Origin of the sequence: Rhizobium sp. AN5 (assembly GCF_900215255.1) — a bacterium.
In the GTDB taxonomy this organism is placed as follows: domain Bacteria; phylum Pseudomonadota; class Alphaproteobacteria; order Rhizobiales; family Rhizobiaceae; genus Agrobacterium; species Agrobacterium tumefaciens.
Map to the genome: position 1 here is coordinate 1,501,061 of NZ_OCMJ01000003.1, position 20,648 is coordinate 1,521,708.

18 protein-coding genes are annotated in these 20,648 nt (G+C 60.1%); 15 read left to right on the forward strand and 3 right to left on the reverse strand.

Going from position 1 to position 20,648, the window contains the following annotated elements; all coding sequences use genetic code 11:
* The first annotated feature begins 7 nt into the window (after window positions 1-7).
* From CRP02_RS10305 to CRP02_RS10355, 11 genes are all read left to right on the forward strand, one after another.
* Complete coding sequence (locus tag CRP02_RS10305) at window positions 8-1,075, forward strand: ABC transporter permease (RefSeq protein ID WP_003518099.1); 1,068 nt, start codon at window positions 8-10, stop codon at window positions 1,073-1,075.
* Window positions 1,072-2,004 carry a nickel transporter permease gene (gene nikC / locus CRP02_RS10310; protein ID WP_025595070.1) on the forward strand — a complete coding sequence of 311 codons (933 nt, stop codon included), beginning with the start codon at window positions 1,072-1,074 and terminating at the stop codon, window positions 2,002-2,004. The genes CRP02_RS10305 and nikC overlap by 4 nt, the downstream gene beginning before the upstream one ends.
* The gene (locus tag CRP02_RS10315; protein ID WP_003518096.1) at window positions 2,001-2,837 is read left to right on the forward strand and encodes an ABC transporter ATP-binding protein; all 837 of its coding nucleotides are present in this window, start codon (window positions 2,001-2,003) and stop codon (window positions 2,835-2,837) included. The genes nikC and CRP02_RS10315 overlap by 4 nt, the downstream gene beginning before the upstream one ends.
* Window positions 2,834-3,583, forward strand: coding sequence for an ABC transporter ATP-binding protein (locus CRP02_RS10320; protein ID WP_045019301.1), 750 nt, complete (start codon window positions 2,834-2,836; stop codon window positions 3,581-3,583). Before CRP02_RS10315 ends, CRP02_RS10320 begins: the two co-directional genes overlap by 4 nt.
* 67 nt (window positions 3,584-3,650) lie before the next feature.
* Entirely contained in the window at window positions 3,651-4,553 is a 903-nt protein-coding gene (locus tag CRP02_RS10325; protein ID WP_025595068.1) for a LysR family transcriptional regulator, read from the forward strand.
* 186 nt (window positions 4,554-4,739) lie between these two features.
* On the forward strand, window positions 4,740-6,275 hold the full coding sequence (locus tag CRP02_RS10330; RefSeq protein WP_097171321.1) for an ABC transporter substrate-binding protein: 1,536 nt from the start codon (window positions 4,740-4,742) through the stop codon (window positions 6,273-6,275).
* Window positions 6,276-6,504: 229 nt separating this feature from the next.
* Window positions 6,505-7,455 carry an ABC transporter permease gene (locus CRP02_RS10335; RefSeq protein ID WP_003518092.1) on the forward strand — a complete coding sequence of 317 codons (951 nt, stop codon included), beginning with the start codon at window positions 6,505-6,507 and terminating at the stop codon, window positions 7,453-7,455.
* Window positions 7,452-8,273, forward strand: coding sequence for an ABC transporter permease (locus tag CRP02_RS10340; RefSeq protein WP_179783981.1), 822 nt, complete (start codon window positions 7,452-7,454; stop codon window positions 8,271-8,273). Before CRP02_RS10335 ends, CRP02_RS10340 begins: the two co-directional genes overlap by 4 nt.
* Window positions 8,274-8,326: 53 nt before the next feature.
* Window positions 8,327-9,724, forward strand: a complete 1,398-nt coding sequence (locus CRP02_RS10345) for an amidase (RefSeq protein ID WP_097171004.1) — start codon at window positions 8,327-8,329, stop codon at window positions 9,722-9,724.
* Between the two features lie 95 nt (window positions 9,725-9,819).
* A complete protein-coding gene (locus CRP02_RS10350; RefSeq protein WP_179783982.1) occupies window positions 9,820-10,386 on the forward strand; it encodes a DJ-1/PfpI family protein in 567 nt (188 codons plus the stop codon).
* A 71-nt stretch (window positions 10,387-10,457) separates the two neighbouring features.
* Window positions 10,458-10,808 carry a ribbon-helix-helix domain-containing protein gene (locus CRP02_RS10355; protein WP_003518088.1) on the forward strand — a complete coding sequence of 117 codons (351 nt, stop codon included), beginning with the start codon at window positions 10,458-10,460 and terminating at the stop codon, window positions 10,806-10,808.
* 36 nt (window positions 10,809-10,844) lie between these two features.
* Here the strand turns inward: CRP02_RS10355 and CRP02_RS10360 are convergent, their stop codons facing one another.
* The 3 genes from CRP02_RS10360 to CRP02_RS10370 all read right to left on the reverse strand — a co-directional run bounded on the left by CRP02_RS10360 (window position 10,845) and on the right by CRP02_RS10370 (window position 14,554).
* Window positions 10,845-11,765, reverse strand: coding sequence for an ABC transporter permease (locus CRP02_RS10360; RefSeq protein ID WP_013762302.1), 921 nt, complete (start codon window positions 11,763-11,765; stop codon window positions 10,845-10,847).
* Window positions 11,758-12,768 carry an ABC transporter permease gene (locus CRP02_RS10365; protein WP_097171005.1) on the reverse strand — a complete coding sequence of 337 codons (1,011 nt, stop codon included), beginning with the start codon at window positions 12,766-12,768 and terminating at the stop codon, window positions 11,758-11,760. Before CRP02_RS10365 ends, CRP02_RS10360 begins: the two co-directional genes overlap by 8 nt.
* A 76-nt stretch (window positions 12,769-12,844) precedes the next feature.
* Entirely contained in the window at window positions 12,845-14,554 is a 1,710-nt protein-coding gene (locus CRP02_RS10370) for a peptide ABC transporter substrate-binding protein (protein WP_097171006.1), read from the reverse strand.
* 305 nt (window positions 14,555-14,859) lie between these two features.
* On the opposite strand from CRP02_RS10370, the gene CRP02_RS10375 reads away from it, so the two are divergent.
* The 4 genes from CRP02_RS10375 (at window position 14,860) to CRP02_RS10390 (ending at window position 20,594) form a co-directional block, all read left to right on the forward strand.
* Window positions 14,860-16,023 (forward strand): M20 aminoacylase family protein, encoded by a 1,164-nt coding sequence (locus CRP02_RS10375; RefSeq protein WP_097171007.1) that lies wholly within the window; start codon window positions 14,860-14,862, stop codon window positions 16,021-16,023.
* A 48-nt stretch (window positions 16,024-16,071) separates the two neighbouring features.
* Window positions 16,072-17,922, forward strand: a complete 1,851-nt coding sequence (locus CRP02_RS10380; RefSeq protein WP_097171008.1) for an ABC transporter ATP-binding protein — start codon at window positions 16,072-16,074, stop codon at window positions 17,920-17,922.
* Window positions 17,923-18,183: 261 nt separating this feature from the next.
* On the forward strand, window positions 18,184-19,137 hold the full coding sequence (locus CRP02_RS10385) for a sugar-binding transcriptional regulator (RefSeq protein WP_097099518.1): 954 nt from the start codon (window positions 18,184-18,186) through the stop codon (window positions 19,135-19,137).
* Between the two features lie 143 nt (window positions 19,138-19,280).
* Window positions 19,281-20,594, forward strand: coding sequence for an ABC transporter substrate-binding protein (locus CRP02_RS10390; protein ID WP_013762306.1), 1,314 nt, complete (start codon window positions 19,281-19,283; stop codon window positions 20,592-20,594).
* The last annotated feature ends 54 nt before the right edge of the window (window positions 20,595-20,648 follow it).

A 20,648-nucleotide genomic window follows, 5' to 3' on the forward strand; every position in this document is an offset into this window, starting at 1 on the left:
CGGTCTCTTGAGCATCGTTGAAGCAAACAGCCGGGCGAGGCAGGGCAAACGCCGTGCCAACGCCCGCGCGAAGGCCATTCTCGGCTTCGCCGTCACCGTCATCACCACCTTTCTGGGGCTGATGGCGGTCACATTTTTCATTGGCCGCGTTGTGCCGATCGATCCCGCACTGGCGATTGTCGGCGACCGCGCGCCTGCGCATGTGGTCGAGCGCGTGCGTGAGCAGCTCGGCCTCAACCTGCCGCTCTGGCAGCAGTTCTTCATCTATCTGAAGCAGGCGCTGTCGGGCGATTTCGGCATCTCAGTCCTCACCACCAACCCGGTGATGGAGGATATCAAGCGGGTTTTCCCGGCAACCATAGAGCTTGCCACGCTCGGCACCATCATCGGCGCCGTTTTTGGCATTCCGCTCGGCGTGCTCGCCGCGGTCAAGCGCGGCAGCTTTGCCGACCAGGTCGTGCGCGTCATCGGCCTTATCGGCTATTCCGTGCCGATTTTCTGGCTTGGCCTCCTGGCGCTGCTGGTGTTTTACGCCCGGTTGCAGTGGGTCGCCTATCCCGGCCGGATGGATATCGTCTACGAATTCACCTTCACGCCGGTCACGGGTTTCTTCCTGATCGACGCGATCTGGCAACGGCAATGGGACGTGTTGTGGGATCTGTTCCGCCACATCATCCTGCCTGCCTCGCTGCTCGGCTATTTTTCGCTGGCCTATATCAGCCGCATGACACGTTCGTTCATGCTGAATGAGCTCGCCCAGGAATATATCGTTGCGGCGCGCGCGAAGGGGCTTTCGGAAACGCGCATCATCTGGTTCCACGCTCTGCGCAACGCCGCCGTGCCGCTGGTGACCGTTATTGCGCTATCTTACGCCGGTCTGCTGGAAGGTTCGGTGTTGACCGAAACCATCTTCGCGTGGCCGGGGCTCGGCCTCTACATCACCAATTCCCTGCAGAATGCGGATATGAATGCCGTTCTTGGCGGCACGATCGTGATCGGCGCCATCTTCGTCGGCATCAATCTCTTCTCCGATCTGCTTTACCGGACGCTCGACCCAAGGACGCGCAGCCGATGACGATTTCGACCGATACACTCAAACCCTACAGCCGCGAATGGCTGCTCTCCGACCGGCCTGCCTCGCGCAGGCAGGCGCGGCTTGGCCGTGCCTATGTCATCTGGCGGCGGTTTTCGGAAAACCGGCTGGCGCTGCTTGGCCTCGGCATCATAATTGCGCTGCTGTTTGTCGCGCTGTTTGCCAATGTGCTGGCGCCACACGATCCGGTGCAGGGCGATCTGCGCAATGCCCGGCTTCTGCCTCCGGGGACAGAAGGTTACCTGCTCGGCACTGACGATCAGGGGCGTGATATTCTCTCGCGCCTTATCCACGGTTCGCGGCTGACCCTGTTCGTCGTGCTGCTGGTGGCCATAATCGCCGCACCCATCGGACTCATCGTCGGCACCGTCTCGGGTTATGCCGGCGGCTGGGTGGATGCAGTTCTGATGCGCATCACCGATATCTTTCTGGCCTTTCCGAAGCTGGTTCTGGCGCTTGCGCTGGTGGCCGCACTTGGACCGGGCATTGAAAACGCGGTGCTCGCCATCGCGGTCACCTCATGGCCGCCCTATGCGCGCATCGCGCGCGCCGAAACCATGACCTTCCGCAATTCCGATTTCATCGCGGCGGTTAAGCTCATGGGAGCGTCGCCGTTTCGCATCGTCCTGAAACACGTCATGCCGCTTTGCATGTCGTCGCTCATCGTGCGTGTCACGCTCGATATGGCGGGCATCATCCTCACAGCAGCCGGTCTCGGCTTCCTTGGCCTCGGTGCACAGCCGCCGCTGCCGGAATGGGGCGCGATGATTGCTTCCGGACGCCGTTTCATTCTCGATCAATGGTGGGTTGCCGCCATGCCCGGTATTGCGATCCTGATCGTCAGCCTCGGGTTCAACCTTCTGGGCGATGGCCTGCGCGATGCGCTGGACCCCAAGGAGGCGAACCAATGAGCGCGCCGCTTCTGACCGTCGAGAACCTGCGCGTTTCCTTCCCCACCCGCACCGGGCTGGTGGAGGCGGTTCGTGGCGTCTCGTTCACGCTGGGACGCGAACGCCTTGGCATCGTCGGCGAGTCCGGCTCCGGCAAATCGCAGACCGGCCGCGCCATTATGGGGCTGACCCCGAAAAGTGCGCGCATCGAGGCCGATGTGTTGCGCTTCGGCGATGTCGATCTTCTCGGTGCTTCGGCAAAGGAACGGCGGCTCATGCGCGGCAAGCGCCTGGCCATGATCCTGCAGGACCCGAAATATTCGTTGAATCCGGTCATGCCCATCGGCCGCCAGATTATGGAAACGCTGCGCACCCATGAAAGCATCGGTTCCGGCGAGGCGCGCCAACGCACGCTCGCCATGCTGGAGGCGGTGCAGATACGCGATCCCGAGCGCGTGTTCGATCTTTACCCGCACGAGGTTTCCGGCGGAATGGGCCAACGCGTCATGATTGCCATGATGCTGGTCTGCGGCCCGGAACTTCTGATCGCCGATGAGCCGACTTCGGCGCTCGACGTTACGGTTCAGCTCGAAGTGCTCGATATTCTCGACAAGCTGGTGCGCGATCGCGGCATGGGGCTGATTTTCGTCAGCCACGACCTGCGGCTGGTGTCGTCTTTCTGCGACCGCGTTCTGGTCATGTATGCGGGCAAGGTCGTTGAGGAGCTGTCTTCTGCCAATCTGAAAGAGGCGAAGCATCCCTATACGCAGGGTCTGTTGAACTGCCTGCCGGAAATTGGCGGCCACCGGCATCCGCTGCCGGTTCTGGAACGCAAGGCGGAGTGGCGCGCATGAGCACGGTTCTTTCTATCAGAGATATGGTGGTCGATTTCGACGGTTACATCGCGCTCGACAGCGTCAGCATCGATGTGGCCGAGGGTGAATCCTTCGGCATCGTCGGCGAGTCCGGTTCCGGCAAGTCGACGCTGCTGCGGGCGATTGCCGGCCTCAACCATTTCGACGAAGGCTCGTTGATGGTGGCCGGTCGCTCCTATTCGGGCAAACACCGTGACAAGAGCTTCTATAGCGATGTGCAGATGGTGTTTCAGGACCCTTACGGTTCCCTGCACCCCCGCCAGACAGTGGATGCGCTGCTGCTCGAACCGCTGGTCATCCACGGTCTCGACAATCGCGAAGAGCGTATTGCCCGCGCGCTGGACGAGGTGGGTCTCGGCACCGGTTTCCGTTTCCGCTATTCGCACCAGCTTTCCGGCGGCCAGCGGCAGCGTATTGCCATTGCCCGCGCGCTGATCGTGGAGCCGAAGATCCTGCTACTGGATGAGCCGACCTCGGCGCTCGACGCCTCCATTCAGGCGGAAATCCTTAATCTGCTGGAACAGGCCCGCAAGGACCGCAACCTCACCTTCGTTATGGTCAGCCACGATCTCGGCGTCATCAGCCACATGTGCGATCGCCTTGCGGTGATGAAAAGCGGCAAGGTGGTGGAAATGCTGGAGGCGGAAGCGCTGGAAAGCCGAGAGTTTACTGCGGATTATACCAGGCAGCTGCTGGTGGCGAGCGAGGGCTTCAAGCGCGCTTGAGCTGCCGCTATAGTCGGGTCAAGCCCGGCATGACGGACAGTGTCGGCCAAAACAGGGTATCCAGACCATGCAATTGCGCGCATTGATGTATTTCGACGAACTTGTCCGCACCAATTCCATGCGCGCCGCTGCCGAAAACCTGAATGTCGCGCCGACGGCGGTCAGCCGCCAGATCGAGAACCTCGAATATTATTTCGGCTCGCCTTTGGTGGAGCGTTCCAGCCGGGGCGTGAAGCTGACGGCGGCGGGGGAATTGCTGGCTGCCCGCGCCGGCAAGACGCTGCGCGAACTTGACCACGTGCATCAGCTGATCGATGACCTGAAGGGGCTTCAGCGCGGCCGGGTCACCGTTTATGCCAATGGCGCGACGGTGGCGAACCTTCTGGCGCCGGTGCTGGCGCAGTTCAGCCTCAAATATCCGCAGTTGCGCTTCGAGGTGCACATCACCAGCGCGCGCCAGGCGATGGAAGCACTGGGTGCAGCCGAAGCGGATCTGGTCGTCAGCCTTTTTGCGCCCAAGGTCTCAGGCGTGAAAGTGCGCTCGCGCACCCGTATCAGTTACGATGCTATTTTTCCGACCGGCCATGCGCTTGCCGCGCAGGCGGAAGTCTCGTTGAAGGAACTGGCCGGCCTGCCGCTTGCCCTGCCGGACAAGAGTTTCGCGGCGCGTCAGGCCTTCGATACACTGTTTGCCGATGCCGGTATCGAGCTTGATCCCGTCTTTATCACCAGTTCGCTTGAAATGCTGAAGGAACTGGTTTTGGGCCATGCCGCGGCCACGCTGTTGCCAGCCTTGTCGGTGGCGCGTGAAATCCGCAGCGGCCAGATGGTTGCTGTTCCGCTTTCCGGCAAGAAGGGCATCCACACCCAGATCGATCTCTGCGTGGCGCCCGACCGGCAACTATCCTTCGCCGCCTCCAAACTTGCCGATTTCATCGAGCGTTTCATGCGCGAGGCGACAGCGGGGTAGGGGAATTCGTCAGCCTGGAGAATTGTCCATCCCGGTTGATTTCCATCCGTATTTCCGTGTAGCCATTTCAGCTACACGGAGCACACAAAAATCACGATTGTGTGTGCGCCTGCAACATGACACTCTTTTTGCAACGGGTGGTCTTCGAAGGGCAAAAATGCCTCGGCCGCCAGACAGGGGACAATGATGCCACGCACTTATTTTTCGCAGCCGCTGAAAGTTACGCGGCGTGCCGCGCTTGCGCTTGCACTGGGGACGGCGCTCTGGATGCCGCTTTCTATGACGGACGCCGCGGCCGCGCCGAAGACCGCCTTGACGTTGGGCATGACAGTGGAGCCGACGGGTCTCGACCCGACAATTGCGGCACCCGTCGCCATCGGTCAGGTCAGCTGGCAGAACATATTCGAAGGTCTCGTCACCATCGACCATGACGGCAAGGTGAAACCGCAGCTTGCCGAAAGCTGGGAAATTTCAGCCGATGGCAAGACCTATACGTTCAAGCTGCGCCAGGGTGTTACCTTCCACGACGGCGAGGCTTTCGATTCCTCCGTTGCGAAATTTTCGCTCGACCGGGCGCGCGGTGAAACGTCGGTAAACCCACAAAAACGCTTCTTCACCGCCATAGAGAGCATAGAAACGCCGGATGCCGCGACGCTGGTACTGAAGCTGAAGCAGCCGGCGGGCAGCCTGATCTACTGGCTCGGCTGGCCGGCCTCCGTCATGGTCGCGCCGAAGAGCGCTGACAACAACCGTACCACGCCCATCGGCACCGGCCCGTTCAAGTTCGTGAACTGGGCCAAGGGCGACAAGGTGGAATTGGAGAAAAACGCGGCCTATTGGGACAAGGCGGTGGCGGTGAAGCTTGAAAAGGCCACCTTCCGCTTCGTTTCCGATCCGCAGGCGCAGGCAGCGGCACTGAAATCCGGCGATATCGATGCCTTCCCGGAATTCGGCGCGCCGGAACTGATGACGTCCTTCGACGGCGATGCGCGTCTCGGTACCTTCGTTGGCAATACGGAACTCAAGGTCGTGGCCGGCATGAACAATGCCCGCAAACCCTTCAACGACAAGCGCGTGCGCCAGGCGCTGATGATGGCGGTGGATCGCGGCACGGTGATTGAAGGCGCATGGTCGGGTTACGGCACGGCCATCGGCAGCCACTACACGCCGAACGATCGCGGTTACATCGATACGACCGGTGTTCATTCTTACGATATCGACAAGGCAAAGGCGCTTCTTGCCGAATCAGGTTACCCCGACGGTTTCAGCTTCACGATCAAGGCCCCGCAAATGGCCTATGCCCAGCGGACCTCGCAAATCCTGCAGGCGATGTTGGCCGAAATCGGTGTCACCATGACCATCGAGACCACGGAATTTCCGGCCAAATGGGTGGCGGATGTTTTAAAGGGCGCGGATTACGACATGACCATCGTCGCCCACGCTGAGCCGATGGATATCGATATCTACTCCCGTGATCCCTATTATTTCAACTATAAGAACCCTGCCTTCAACGAAGTCATTGCCAATGTCGAAAAGACGGCGGATGCGGCCGAGCAGGAAAAGCTCTACGGCGAAGCCCAGAAAATCCTCGCCGAAGATGTGCCGGCGCTGTTCTTGTTCGTGATGCCGAAGCTCGGCGTCTGGGACAAGAAGTTGAAGGGGTTGTGGGAAAACGAACCCATTCCCTCCAATGTGCTGACGAATGTGCATTGGGAAGAGTGACGTTCGTTGTGAATGGCGAGGCGCATTCCTACCCACCACCTCATTCCTGTGCCTGTCACAGGAATCCAGCCAGCCCAAGCCCTTGGGCTGAGAGGGATATTGCCGCTGCGCAGACGCGCGTTGGCTGGATCCCTGTGACAAGCACAGGGATGAGGGAAGAGTGTGCGGGGATGACAATAAATCCATCCGCCACATCCCGAAACGAAACAACGCAAGGAAAGAATGCCAGATGTTAGCCGTTCTCGTCCGGCGCCTTGCAAGCCTCATCGTCACGCTGTTTGCGGTGTCGCTCATCATCTACATCATCATGGGGCTGTTGCCGGGTGATCCGGCGGCCATCATGCTCGGCACGTCGGCGAGCCCGGATACGCTTCTCGCGCTGCAAAAGCAGATGGGTCTCGATCAGCCCTTGCCATTGCGTTACATCCACTGGCTTGCAGGCGTATTCCGGGGTGATCTCGGACAATCCTATACCTATGGCGTGCCGGTAGCGGGGCTTATTGTCGAGCGGCTTGCCGTCACCCTGCCGCTTGCGCTGCTCGCAGTCTGCCTGTCGGTCGCCATCGCCATTCCGCTTGGCGTGGCGGCAGCGAGAAGCCGAAACGGGCCGGTGGATTTCGCAGCCGGGCTGTTTTCCCATGTCGGCATTGCCGTTCCCGGTTTCTGGGTCGGGCTGCTGCTCATCATCGTCTTTTCCACCACGCTCGGCTGGATGCCATCAGGCGGTTTTCCCGGCTGGCGTCCGAGTTTTTCTGCCGGATTTATCGCGCTTGTGCTTCCAGCCATTGCCCTTGCGCTGTCGCAGGCAGGCGTCCTCACCCGCGTCTGCCGATCGGCAGTACTTGAGGTAATGAACGAGGATTTCGTGCGCACCGCCCGCGCCAAGGGGCTGAGCGAGCGGGTAGCGCTGTGGCGGCATGCGGTGCCGAACGCCATGATCCCCGTTGTCACCATGATCGGCCTGCAATTCACCTTCCTGATTGCCGGGGCAGTGCTGGTGGAGAATGTCTTCAACCTGCCTGGCCTCGGGCGGCTTGCCTATCAGGCGCTGACCCAGCGGGATATCGTCGTCATGCAGTCCGTCGTGCTGTTCTTCTCGGCGCTCGTCATCGTCATGAATTTTCTGGTCGATATCGCCTATCTCTTTATCGATCCAAGACTGCGGGCAGGTGCACGATGATGCGACTGATCCGCCGCCGCCCCGCTTTCGTCCTTGGCATCGCCGTCACTCTCTTTCTTGTCGCGGTCGCCCTGCTTTCGCTGGTCTGGACGCCGGTTTCTCCGACGAAGATACAGATTGCCCAGAAGCTGAAATCGCCCTTCGCCTATGGCGGGCTTGGCACCGACCATTTTGGCCGCGATGTGCTGTCCATGCTGATGGCGGGGGCATGGAATTCGCTCTCCACCTCCATCGCCGCCGTTGCCATCGGCGCGCTCATTGGCACGGCGCTTGGCGTATCGGTCGCGGCACTGCGCGGTTTCACCGAAACCCTGGTGATGCGTGCCTGCGATATCGTCTTCGCCGTACCGCCGATTCTATCGGCCATGATGCTCGGTGCGTTCATCGGTACGGGGCGGTTCACCGCCATCATCGCCATTGCCACCTTCATGGTGCCGGTCTTTGCGCGGCTGACGCTGGGTGCGGCCTTGCAGATATGGTCGCGGGAATATGTCACCGCCGCCACCAGCATCGGCCAGAACCGCGCCAAGATCACGCTGTTTCATATCGTGCCGAATATTTCCAACCAGATCATCGTGCAGGTGACGATCCAGCTCGGCCTTGCCATCCTCACCGAAGCGGGACTCTCATTCCTCGGTCTCGGCATGCCGCCGCCGGCCGCCACCTGGGGGCGGATGCTCGCCGATGCGCAGACCTATCTTGGCGCAGCACCCTGGCTTGCCATCATGCCCGGCCTTGCCATTGCGCTCGCGGTCTTCGGCCTCAATCTGCTTGGCGATGGCCTGCGCGACCTGCTGGACCCACGCGATACCAGCTGACCGCTTCAAGCCGATATCGCCCATATTATCTGTTTTCTGACGAGACGAAGCTTATGACCGATCTCATAGACCTCAACACGCTCGAAATCCTGGCGCTTTACGAGCAAAGGAAGCTGTCGCCATCGGAATATTGGCAGGCGGTAGAGGCCCGTATCGACGCATTCGAGCCCACGGTGAACGCGCTTTACGCCTATGATCCCGAGGAGGCCCGCCAGCAGGCGCTGGCCTCGACGATGCGCTGGCAAAAAGGTGAAACGCTCGGGCCCCTCGATGGGATTCCGGTGTCGCTGAAGGAACTGATCGCCACTAAAGGCCAGCCGGTTCCGCTTGGCACCAAAGCGGTGGAACTGGTGCCGGCTCTGGAAGACGCGCCGGTTGCGGCCCGCTGCCGCGAGGACGGCGCCATCATTTACGCCAAGACCACCTGCCCGGATTACGGCATGTTGTCATCGGGCCTTTCCAGTTTTCACAAGCTCAGCCGCAACCCGTGGGACCCGACACAGAACCCCGGCGGCTCCAGTGCCGGCGCGGCTTCTGCCGGTGCTGCGGGTTACGGCACACTGCATATCGGCACGGATATTGGCGGCTCGGTGCGGTTGCCGGCGGGGTGGACGGGGCTGTTCGGCTTCAAGCCCAGCCAGGGCCGCATACCCGTCGATCCCTATTATACCGGCCGCTGCGCCGGACCGATGACCCGCACCGTCAGCGACGCCGCCTATGCCATGGCGACACTTTCCCGCCCGGACTGGCGCGACGGCACCGCGCTGCCGCCTAACGATATCAACTGGATGGACCTCGATATCGATGTGAAGGGCCTGAGGATCGGCCTGATGCTGGATGCCGGCTGCGGCTTGGCCCTGGACGATGAGGTGCGGGATGCTGTTGGCGCGGCCGCAAAGCTGTTCGAAGATGCTGGCGCCATCGTCGTCCCGGTCGAGCCGGTTCTGTCTCGGGACATGCTTGATGGGCTGGATGATTTCTGGCGGGCGAAATTCTGGGGCGATATGGCGGCGCTGAGTGACGAACGACGCGCGGCGATCCTTCCCTATATTCACGAATGGGCGCTGAAGGGCGCTGATGTTTCCGGCGCGCGTGCCGTTTTCGGTTTCAACCAGACCATGGAAATGCGCAAAGCCTGCGGGCGGTTGATGCAGTCGGTTGATGTGGTGATTTCACCCGTCAATCCCATCGTCTCCTATCCGGCCGACTGGGCGTCGCCCACCAACGATCCCGAGCGACCCTTCGAACATATCGCCTTCACCGTCCCTTGGAACATGTCGGAGCAGCCGGCATCCTCGATCAATTGCGGCTTCTCGAAATCCGGGATGCCCATCGGCTTGCAGATCGTCGGCCCGCGTTACGCGGATCTGCTCGTTCTCAAGCTTTCCAAGGCCTTCGAGGATTGGGGCGGCGGTGTTCGGCGCTGGCCGGAGCCGCCCAAAGCGCGCTGATCCCGCCTTTATCGGCCCTGTAGTATAGCCATAATACCCGCTTCTCCACCCCTCCTGTTACGGTGCCTCGGGCATTCAAAATGGGAGGAGCAAGCATGCCGAAGAAGATTTTGATGATCACCGGCGATTTCGCCGAGGACTACGAGACCATGGTGCCGTTCCAGACGCTGCTTGCGGTTGGTCACACGGTGCATGCCGTCTGCCCCGGCAAGAAGGCTGGCCAGACGATCGCGACCGCGATCCATGATTTCGAGGGCGACCAGACCTACTCAGAAAAACGCGGCCACAATTTCGCGCTCAACGCTACTTTTGCCGATATCAAGGTCGCGGACTACGACGCGCTGGTCATTCCCGGTGGTCGCGCGCCGGAATATCTGCGGCTGAATGGGGATGTGCTTGCCGCCGTGAAGCATTTCTTCGAGGCTGACAAGCCGGTCGCGGCCGTCTGCCACGGTGCCCAATTGCTGGCGGCTGCGGGTGTCCTCAAGGGCCGCACCTGCTCGGCCTATCCGGCCTGCCGCCCCGAGGTGGAACTGGCGGGCGGCACCTATGCCGATATCGCCATCGACGCGGCGGTTACCGACGGCAAGCTGGTGACGGCGCCCGCATGGCCGGCGCATCCGGCATGGCTTTCGCAATTCATGGCGGTGCTCGGCAGATAAGGCCGGCGGAATGGGGCTTTTACCGGTCCCGTTTCCCGTCTATGTTCTGCAGCTTGCTGAGGGAGGACACCATGTGCAAGCTTTTCATCAAGGCAGACCCGACGCTTTGGGAAAGCCATACCCGGTCTTTGCGGATCGATGGCATGGTCACCAGCGTCAGACTTGAAAACTTCTTCTGGACGACTCTGGACGAGATTTCACGCCGCGATGGCATGAACAGCGCGCAGCTCATCGCCAAGCTTTATAATGAATCGATCGATGCCGGGCATGATCTCGGCAACTTCACCTCGTTTCTACGAGTCTGCTGCGGGCGTTATCTGGCCTTGCAGCTTTCCGGCGATATTCCGGCGCGCAGCGACATTCCGATTGCTGCGCTGGATGCAGACAGCATTCTCGACGCGGAAAAGATGAATTATCACTGAGATAAAGGGAAGGGCGCAGCCACAGCGCCCTTCGCCTCAGCTCTTAAGCGCCCTTGGATCAAGCGCATCGCGCACGGCATCGCCGATATAGTTGACGCTCAGAACCGTCAGCGAGATTGCCAGTCCAGGCCACAGCACGCGCGAGGGCGTCAGCTGCAGGAAGTTGGCGCCATCGAACAACAGCCGTCCCCAGGTCGGAAAGTCTGACGGAAAACCGAGGCCGAGGAAGGACAGCGCCGATTCCGTGATGATGGCCGAGGCGATGCCGAGCGTGGCTGAGACCATGATCGAACTCAACACATTCGGCAGGATATGGCGCAGGATAATGCGGTATTCGCGCATGCCGCTCGATTTCGCCGCCATGATGAATTCCTGGCTTTTGATCGTCAGCACGTCGCCGCGCACGATGCGTGCGGTATGCATCCAGCTGGTTACCCCGATCACGAAGACGATGAGGATGAAGATACCGGTTTCCGGCCCGAAGGCGGCACGCAGCGTATCACGGAACAGCATGAGGATGACGAGCAGCAGCGGCAGCAGCGGCAGGGCCAGGAACAGGTCCGTCAGCCGCATCAGCGGTCCGTCAAGTCTTCGGAAATAGCCTGACAGCACCCCCACCAGCGTGCCGAGAAACAGCGCCAGCAGCATGGCGGTGATGCCGACGGCAAGCGAGATGCGCCCGCCCGCCAGCACCTGCGCCAGCATGTCCTTGCCCAGATTGTCGGTGCCGAAGGGATGCGCCAGCGACGGCCACTGGTTGCGTTCCTTCACATTGATGGCATTGGGCGCGACAGTGTGGATATAGGGCCCGACATAGACCGCAAGCAAAATGAAGATGAAAACGAACAGGCCTGCCACGCCGCCCTTGTGGACCCGGAACTGTTTCCAGATATCGGCAAGTGCCGATTGCACAGGCGTGGCGGCAACGGCTGGTGCTGCGAGGGTGGCGTCAGTCATAGCGGATCCTCGGGTCGAGAATGCCGTAAAGCACGTCGGCAATCAGGTTGAAGAGCACGATAAGCACCGCGAAAATGAAGGTCAGCGTCTGCACCAGCGGAATATCCGCGCCCTGAACGGCGGTGATCAGCAATTGGCCAAGCCCGTTCACGCGGAAAATCTGTTCGGTAATAATGGCGCCGGAAAAGATCGTCGGCACGCCGAGTGCGATGACGGTGACGACGGGTATAAGGCTGTTGCGCAGGACGTGAACGAGCAGAACGGATTTTTCCTTCACGCCCTTGGCACGCGCGGTGCGCACATAGTCCTGATGCAGATTGTCCAGCATGGAGGCGCGCACGAAACGGCTGATCTGCGAGACGTTGTAGAGGGTTAGCACCAGAACCGGCATGAACATCTGTTTGATCTGTGCCACGAAGCTTCCCCAGTCCGTCACCTGCAGATTGGTGTCGTAGACGGAAGGGAGCCATTGCAGATAGGAGCTGAAGATGACGACCAGCAGCACGCCGGTGAAGAAGGTGGGAACCGAATAACCCACCATCGAAACGAAGGTGCCGATCTGGTCGAAGATCGAATATTGCTTGTAGGCGGAAATGACGCCGATCGGGATCGCCAGAAGCGCGCCGAAGAGATAGGCAAGGCCGACCACCCAAAGCGTTTGCGGCATGCGCTGGATGACGAGATCGACCACCGGGCTGCGCGTTGCCCAGGACAGCACGCGCATGCGGCTGCCGTCGCCGATCTGCCAGCCTGTCAGCTTTTCGAACAGGTTCAGCGGTTCATTGATGAAGAATTGCTGCAGCCACAGCATGTAACGGATGAAGAAGGGCTGGTCGAGACCGAGCGAGGCGCGGATCTGCTCGCGCACTTCGGGTGGAATGGTCAGCGGCAGGTCGCCGGTCGGATCATTCGGCGCCAGATCGAGCAGGGCGAATATGACGAAGCTGATGACGAGCAGCGTCGGTACGGCAAAGGCAAGCCGCCGGAGCGTAAAGGTAAACATCGAAAAGTCTCCAGACCGTCAGGGTCTCGCAAAATGAGCGCGGTCCCCCCGTCAGGGGCGACCGCGCATTTGCGGGTTACTTCTTGCGGGACCAGTCCGCGACGTTCCAGAGTTCCGAATCCCAGGCGTTCATGCGAACGCCTTCGAGTGTCAACGAATGCGAGGAGACGCTGCCGCGATGGATCAGCGGAATATGCGCGCCTTCTTCGGTCAGCATATCGTTCAGCTGCTTGGAAATCTCACCGCGCTTGGCAAGGTCTGCGGTTTTGGAGAGTTCGCCCACCAGCTTGTCGAATTCCGGGTTGCAATAACGCGGAATGTTCTGTCCCTGCCAGCCGTTAGCCGGAGCCGGGATCTTGTCGCATAGCCATTCCGCCAGATATTTTTCCGGGTCGGTACCGTCGAAATTGTTGGTGTACATTTCAACGTCGGCGAAAAATTTCTGGAAGGTGTCGGGGCTTGCCGGATCGCCGCCGAAGAAGACGGAGGCGCTGACATTGCGCAGTTCGGAAGCAACGCCAATCTGCGACCACATGTCCTTCACCAGTTCCTGCGTGGCCTGGCGAACGGAGTTTGTGGAGGTCTGGTAGAGGAAGGACAGCTTCACACCGTTCTTGGCGCGGATGCCATCGGCGCCCTTTACCCAGCCCGCATCGTCCAGCAGCTTGTTTGCGCCTTCCAGATCCTGTTTCAGGCACCAGCTGTCATTCTTCGTCGAAGCGACGGCTTCCGGGGCCGGCACGATATTGCAGGTCGGCTTGCCCGCCTCGCCATAACCTGCCTCGTCGATGATATCGCGGTCGATGGCAAGTGAGAGCGCGCGGCGCACGGCCGGGTCGGAAAGGGCCGGATGCGGGCCGCCTTCCTTGGTGGAGCGCTTGTCACCCAGCGCAGGATCGGCGTTGTACCAGTTGAGATTGATACGCTCGACCTGGGTGCCGAAGGCAGTTTCCAGCTTGCCCTTGCCGGCCGCTACCATGGTGGCCAGAATTTCCGGCTCCACCTGCATGTTCCAGGCGTAGTCGAATTCGCCGGTTTCAAGAACGGCGCGTGCAGCGGAAGCTGCATCACCGCCGCCCTTCAGGGTAGCCGTGGCGAAGGCGGGCTTGGCCGGATCGCGATAATTGGGGTTGGCCACGAAGCTGATGACGTCGTTCGGCTTGAAATCCTTGACCACGAAGGGGCCGGTGCCGATGGGGCCGAAATTGGCGGATGTGCAGCCGGGGGCGGCAGCGCCGACGCATTTTTCAAACTGCTTCTTCTGGATGACAGGCGATTGTGCGCCGACGAATGCGGAGTAGGGGTAGGGCTTCGGTTCGTTGAAGCTGATCTTGATGGTGTGGGCGTCGATCGCCTCGACGTTCTTCACGCCTTCATATTGCGCCGCCTGCGCGCAGCCGCCGTCCGGTGCGATGCAATATTTCCAGGTGAAGATGACGTCTTCAGCGGTAAAGGGCGTGCCATCAGACCATTTGACGTCGCTCTTCAGCTTCCACGTCATGCTGAGCAGATCCTTCGCGATGCCGCCATTGTCGACCGTCGGAATTTCGCTCACCAGCATCGGCACCAGCTCGCCTTTTTCGTCGTAGCGCGCCAGCGGCTCGATCACCATGGACGAGCTGTAGACTTCCTTCGTGCCAGCGGAAAGATATGGGTTGAGTGTCGATACAGCCTGCCAGAAAAGGATTTTCAGTTCGCCGTCACTGCCACGCTCGGCATGGGCGGCAGAGCCTGCCATGGCCAAGGCCGCCACCGTGCTGGCAAAGAGAACGCTGCGCTTCTTCATTGTGATTTTCCCCTTTTAAGATTTTATCTGTTTGAATGTTTGACGCTTTTCCTCAACGTCATTTGCAAGTCTTTTATTTTAAGTGTTTGACTTTGCTAACGAATATTCCTCCGTTCCCAATGATGCTATTGTCAGTTTTTTTGAAATGCAAGCCCCAAACTCTGATTGATGAACAAAATTTGAGCCGATTGGCTTCGGGCCTATTTTTCATTCATCTAGCGAAATTCATACTTGCAAAAGCAGAAATTCCAAACGCAATATGGTTCCCGACAACCCGGCGGGGAACAAAAAAAGGAAAAATGGGAATGCCGATATTGAACCGTGTGGCCGAGATGCAGGAAGAAGTAGCCGGCTGGAGGCGCCACCTGCACGAGACGCCGGAGCTGCTCTACGACGTCTTCGAAACCTCGAAATTCGTGGCGGAGAAACTCAAATCCTTCGGATGCGATATCGTCGAAACCGGCATTGGCAAGACCGGCGTGGTGGGCGTCATCAAGGGGCGGCATGGGGACGGCCCGACCATCGGTTTCCGCTCCGACATGGATGCGCTGCCGATCCTCGAAACCAGCGGCAAGCCCTGGGCTTCCAAGGTTCCGGGCAAGGCCCATTCCTGCGGCCATGACGGGCACACCGCCATGCTTTTGGGCGCGGCGCAATATCTGGCCGAGACCCGTAATTTCAAAGGGTCCGTGGCCGTCATCTTCCAGCCGGCTGAAGAGGGTGGCGCAGGGGCACTTGCCATGCTGAACGACGGCATGATGGAGAAATTCGGCATTTCGCAGGTCTATGGCATGCATAACGAGCCGGGCATTCCGGTCGGCAATTTCGCCATCCGCAAGGGTTCGACCATGGCGGCGGCGGATAGTTTCGAGATCGTCATTACCGGCAAGGGCAGCCATGCGGCGGCCCCCCATCTTTCCGTCGATCCGGTGCTGACCTCGGCCTATATCATCATCGCCCTGCAATCCATCGTCTCGCGGGAAACGGACCCGTTGAAATCGCTGGTCGTCACCGTCGCCACCACCCACGGCGGCACGGCGGGCAATGTCATCCCCGGTTCGGTGACGCTGACCGGCACGGTGCGCACCCTGCTGCCGGAAACCCGCGATTTCGCCGAAAAACGGTTGAAGGAAGTGGCGACAGCCACCGCCATGGCGCATGGCGCGACGGCGGAGGTGAGATACGATCGCGGTTATCCCGTCACCTTCAACCACAATGACGAAACCGAATTCGCAACCAGCGTGGCGGCAGGTGTGGCAGGCGCAAACGCCGTCAACACCAATCCCAACCCGCATATGGGCGCGGAAGATTTTTCCTACATGCTGGAAGCACGCCCCGGCGCCTTCATCTTCATCGGTAACGGCGACACGGCCGGGCTGCACAATGCCGCCTATGACTTCAACGACGAGGCCCTGCCTTACGGCATCAGCTACTGGGTCTCGATGGCCGAAACCGCGCTTGCTGCGTAAGACATCCGGCGGCCTTCATGGCCGCCTTTCGCTTTTCAGGAGATCGGCATGCTTTTGGCGGCAACATCCATGGAACAGACCGGCGGTTCGGTAAGCCCGGTACTTTCGGTTCAAAATCTGACCACGTCCTTCCGCGTTGACGGCGGCTGGAAATCGGTGGTCCGCAATATGAGTTTCGATATAGCGCCCCGCGAGACGGTGGCGATCGTTGGCGAAAGCGGCTCGGGCAAAAGCGTGACGTCGCTGTCGATCATGCGGCTTCTCGATAAGAAAACGAGCCGCATCGAGGGCAAGGTCATGCTCGGCGGGCGCGATTTGCTGGCACTTCCGGAAGAGGAGATGCGCAAGGTTCGCGGCAAGGACATTTCGATGATCTTCCAGGAGCCGATGACCAGCCTCAATCCGATCTTCCCGATCGGCAAGCAGATCGCCGAAGCGCTGACCGTGCACCAGGATATTTCCTCATCTGCCGCCAAGGCCGAGGTTGTCAGGCTTCTGGAAAAAGTCCGCATTCCCAATGCGAAGAACCGTTTCAACGACTATCCGCACCAGTTTTCCGGCGGCATGCGCCAGCGCGTGATGATCGCCATGGCGCTTGCCTCCAAGCCGAAGCTCCTGATCGCCGACGAGCCGACGACGGCGCTCGACGTGACCATTCAGGGCCAGATTCTCGACCTTATCAAGCAATTGCAGGAAGAGGAGGGCATGTCGGTCCTGTTCATCACCCATGATATGGGCGTGGTGGCGGAAGTGGCTGACCGCACCATCGTCATGTTCCGCGGCGACGTGGTGGAAACCGGCACGACGGACGATATCTTCCATCGCGGGAACCATCCCTATACCCGCGCCCTGCTTTCGGCGGTGCCGAAGCTCGGTTCGATGAAAGAGCGGGTGCTGCCCGCCCGTTTTCCGATCATCGATATCAAGACCGGCGAAAGCCAACCGGTCGAAGAGGTCAGGAACACGGTTTCCGGTGGTCGCACACCCATTCTTTCGGTCCGGGACCTGACGACCCGCTTCGATATCCGCTCCGGTCTTCTCGGCCGCAAGTCCGGTGCCGTGCATGCGGTGGAGAAGGTCTCCTTCGATCTGGCTGAGGGCGAGACACTATCGCTGGTCGGAGAATCCGGCTGCGGCAAGTCCACCACCGGGCGATCGATCACCCGGCTGATCGAGCCGACCTCCGGTAACGTGACGCTCGACGGTTACGAGGTGATGAAACTCGACAAGACGACGTTGCGCACCATGCGCCGCAGCGTGCAGATGATCTTTCAGGACCCCTTCGCCAGTCTCGATCCGCGCATGAGCATCGGCACGGCGATCATGGAGCCCTTCATCGAACACCGGCTTGGACCGAAGGCGCAGGCGCGTGAAAAGGCGGCGGACCTGATGGAGAAGGTTGGCCTCAGCCCGGATATGATGCGGCGCTTCCCGCATGAGTTTTCCGGCGGCCAGCGCCAGCGCATCGCCATTGCCCGTTCGCTGATGCTTGACCCCAAGGTCATCGTTGCCGATGAAGCGGTGTCGGCGCTCGATGTCTCCATCAAGGCGCAGGTCTGTAACCTGCTGCTCGATCTGCAACAGAGCCTCAACCTCGCCTTCCTGTTCATTTCCCACGATATGGCTGTGGTTGAGCGTGTCAGCCATCGTGTCGCGGTGATGTATCTCGGCGAGATCGTCGAAATTGGCCCACGCGCCGCCGTCTTCGATAATCCGCAGCACCCCTATACGAAAAAGCTCATGTCCGCCGTTCCGGTGCCGGATCCGGCCCGGCGCCAGATCAGGCGCAACATGGCGACGGACGAGATAAAAAGCCCGATCCGTCCGGTGGACTATGTTCCGCCGCAACGCCATTACCGCGAGGTTTCGGCGGGGCATCTGGTGCAGGAAGCGGCTTGATATAGTGGCAACTGCGCTGGGATAGGTGCCTCTGTGTTCGCGACGTCATCTTCGGTCTTGTGCCGAGTATCTGCCAATGTCTCGTAAATAGGTGCGTTGCAGATGCTCGGGACAGGCCCGAGCATGACGGTGGCAATGTTTTACATCCTCTTTAGAGGTGCCCGGTGCCGCCAAACGCTTCGCTCAGTCGCTGCGCCGTTTGACAGGCGGCCTGAAAAAATGCCAGCAAATGCTCGAACATAATTCTTAGAGGGCGGCGGCATGGCCAGACGGAACGACGCACATGGACGGCTGGATGATGCGGCGCGCGCGGGCTGGCTTTATTATGTCGCGGGTCGCACGCAGGACGAGATCGCCGCTGCCATGGGCATATCCCGGCAATCGGCGCAGCGGCTGGTGTCGCTGGCCGTCGCCGAGCGTCTGATCAAGGTCCGGCTCGATCACCCCATTGCCGCCTGTCTTGAAAAGGCGGAGCGGCTGAAGCAGAAGTTCGACCTTAGATATATCGAGGTGGTGCCGAGCGATCCCGCTGGCGTTTCCTCCACGGTCGGCATCGCCGAGGCCGGCGCGGCGGAGATCGAGCGCTGGCTGAAAAATGCCGATCCCATCGTGCTTGCCATCGGCACCGGCCGTACGCTGAAGGCGGCTGTGGACCAACTGCCGCCGATGGAATGTCCGCAGCACCGCATCGTGTCACTGACAGGCAATATCGGGCCGGATGGATCGGCGGCCTATTACAACGTCATCTTCAGTATGGCCGATGCCATCAAGGCGCGGCATTTTCCGATGCCGCTGCCGGTTCTCTGCTCGTCTGCGGAAGAGCGGGAATTGCTGCACGACCAGTCCATGGTGCGCTCCACGCTGGCGCTGGGTGCCGCCGCCAATGTCACCTTCGTCGGCGTCGGCGAACTCGGAGAAAACGCACCGCTCTGCGTTGATGGTTTTCTCGGTGTCGACGAGATGAAGGCCCTGATGGCAAGCGGTGCGATCGGCGAAATCTGCGGCTGGATGTATGATGCCAACGGCCACATTCTCGACCATTCCGTCAACGAGCGCGTCGCCTCTGTTCCCATCCCGTCCAGAGAGACCTGCACGGTCATCGGCATGGCGCAGGGCGCGCGCAAGAATGCCTCGATTCTCGCGGCACTGCGGGGTGGTCTTTTGAACGGCCTCATCACCGACGAAGCGACAAGTGAATATTTGCTCACGCATTGAGCAAAAATTAATCCATCAAAATCAATGACTTGATTTTTCCATGTGCGCCGCAGCACAGGATGTTGCTTGACTTTTTTCGGCTGCGGGTGAGTAAATGCCCCAGAGCAAAGCGAATGCTCATAAATTTCTTCTGGGAGGAAGATATGACATTGAAGACCATTTTGCTGGGCGCATGCTCGGCACTCGCCTTTTCGACCCTTGCTTCCGCCGAAACGCTGACCATCGCCACCGTCAACAACGGCGACATGATCCGCATGCAGGGTCTGACCTCCGACTTCACCACCAAGAACCCCGACATCAAGGTGGAATGGGTCACGCTTGAAGAAAACGTCCTGCGCGAGCGCGTGACGACCGATATCGCCACCAATGGCGGCCAGTACGACATCATGACCATCGGCAACTATGAAGTGCCGATCTGGGCCAAGCAGGGCTGGCTGCTGCCGCTCGAAAAGCTTGGCGACAAATACGACGTGGATGATATTCTGCCGGCGATCCGTGGTGGTCTTTCCAGCGAAGGCAAGCTTTATGCGGCGCCCTTCTACGGCGAATCCGCCATGATCATGTATCGCAAGGACCTGTTTGAAAAAGCCGGCCTGAAGATGCCTGAAAACCCGACCTGGGAATTCATCGGTGACGCTGCCCGCAAGATTACCGATCGCAAGACGGATATCAACGGCATGTGCCTGCGCGGCAAGGCTGGCTGGGGCGAGAACATGGCCTTCATCAGCGCGCTCACCAACTCCTTTGGCGGCCGCTGGTTCGATGAGAACTGGAAGCCGCAGTTCGATCAGCCGGAATGGAAGAGTGCTCTTCAGTTCTACGTCGATCTGATGAAGGATGCCGGTCCGTCGGGTGCTTCCTCCAACGGCTTCAACGAAAACCTGACGCTGTTCCAGCAGGGCAAATGCGGCATGTGGATCGATGCCACGGTGGCTGCTTCCTTCGTTTCAAACCCGAAGGATTCGACCGTTGCCGACAAGGTCGGTTATGCGCTCTTCCCGACGCATGGCGAGCTGAAGAACCACGGCAACTGGTTGTGGTCATGGAACCTTGCTATCCCGAAGAGCTCGCAGAAGGCGGATGCCGCCGAGAAGTTCATCTCCTGGGCAACCAGCAAGGAATATACCCAACTCGTCGCTGCCAAGGAAGGCTGGGCAAACGTGCCTCCGGGTACCCGCACCTCGCTTTACAAGAATGCTGACTATGAAAAAGCCGCCGCCTTCGCCAAGCCGACGCTTGCTGCGATGGATGCCGCCGACATCACCAAACCGACCGTAAAGCCCGTGCCTTACACCGGCGGTCAGTTCGTGGCGATCCCTGAATTCCAAGCGCTCGGCACCACGGTCGGTCAGCTGTTCTCGGCGGTTGTTGCCGGCCAGTCCAGTGTCGACGATGCGCTTGCCAGCGCCCAGTCGACAGCGACGCGTGAAATGACCCGCGCCGGTTACATCAAGTAATCCTCCTGAAGATCGCTGTCCGGCGCCAATGCCGGGCAGCGAACCTTGGGGGCG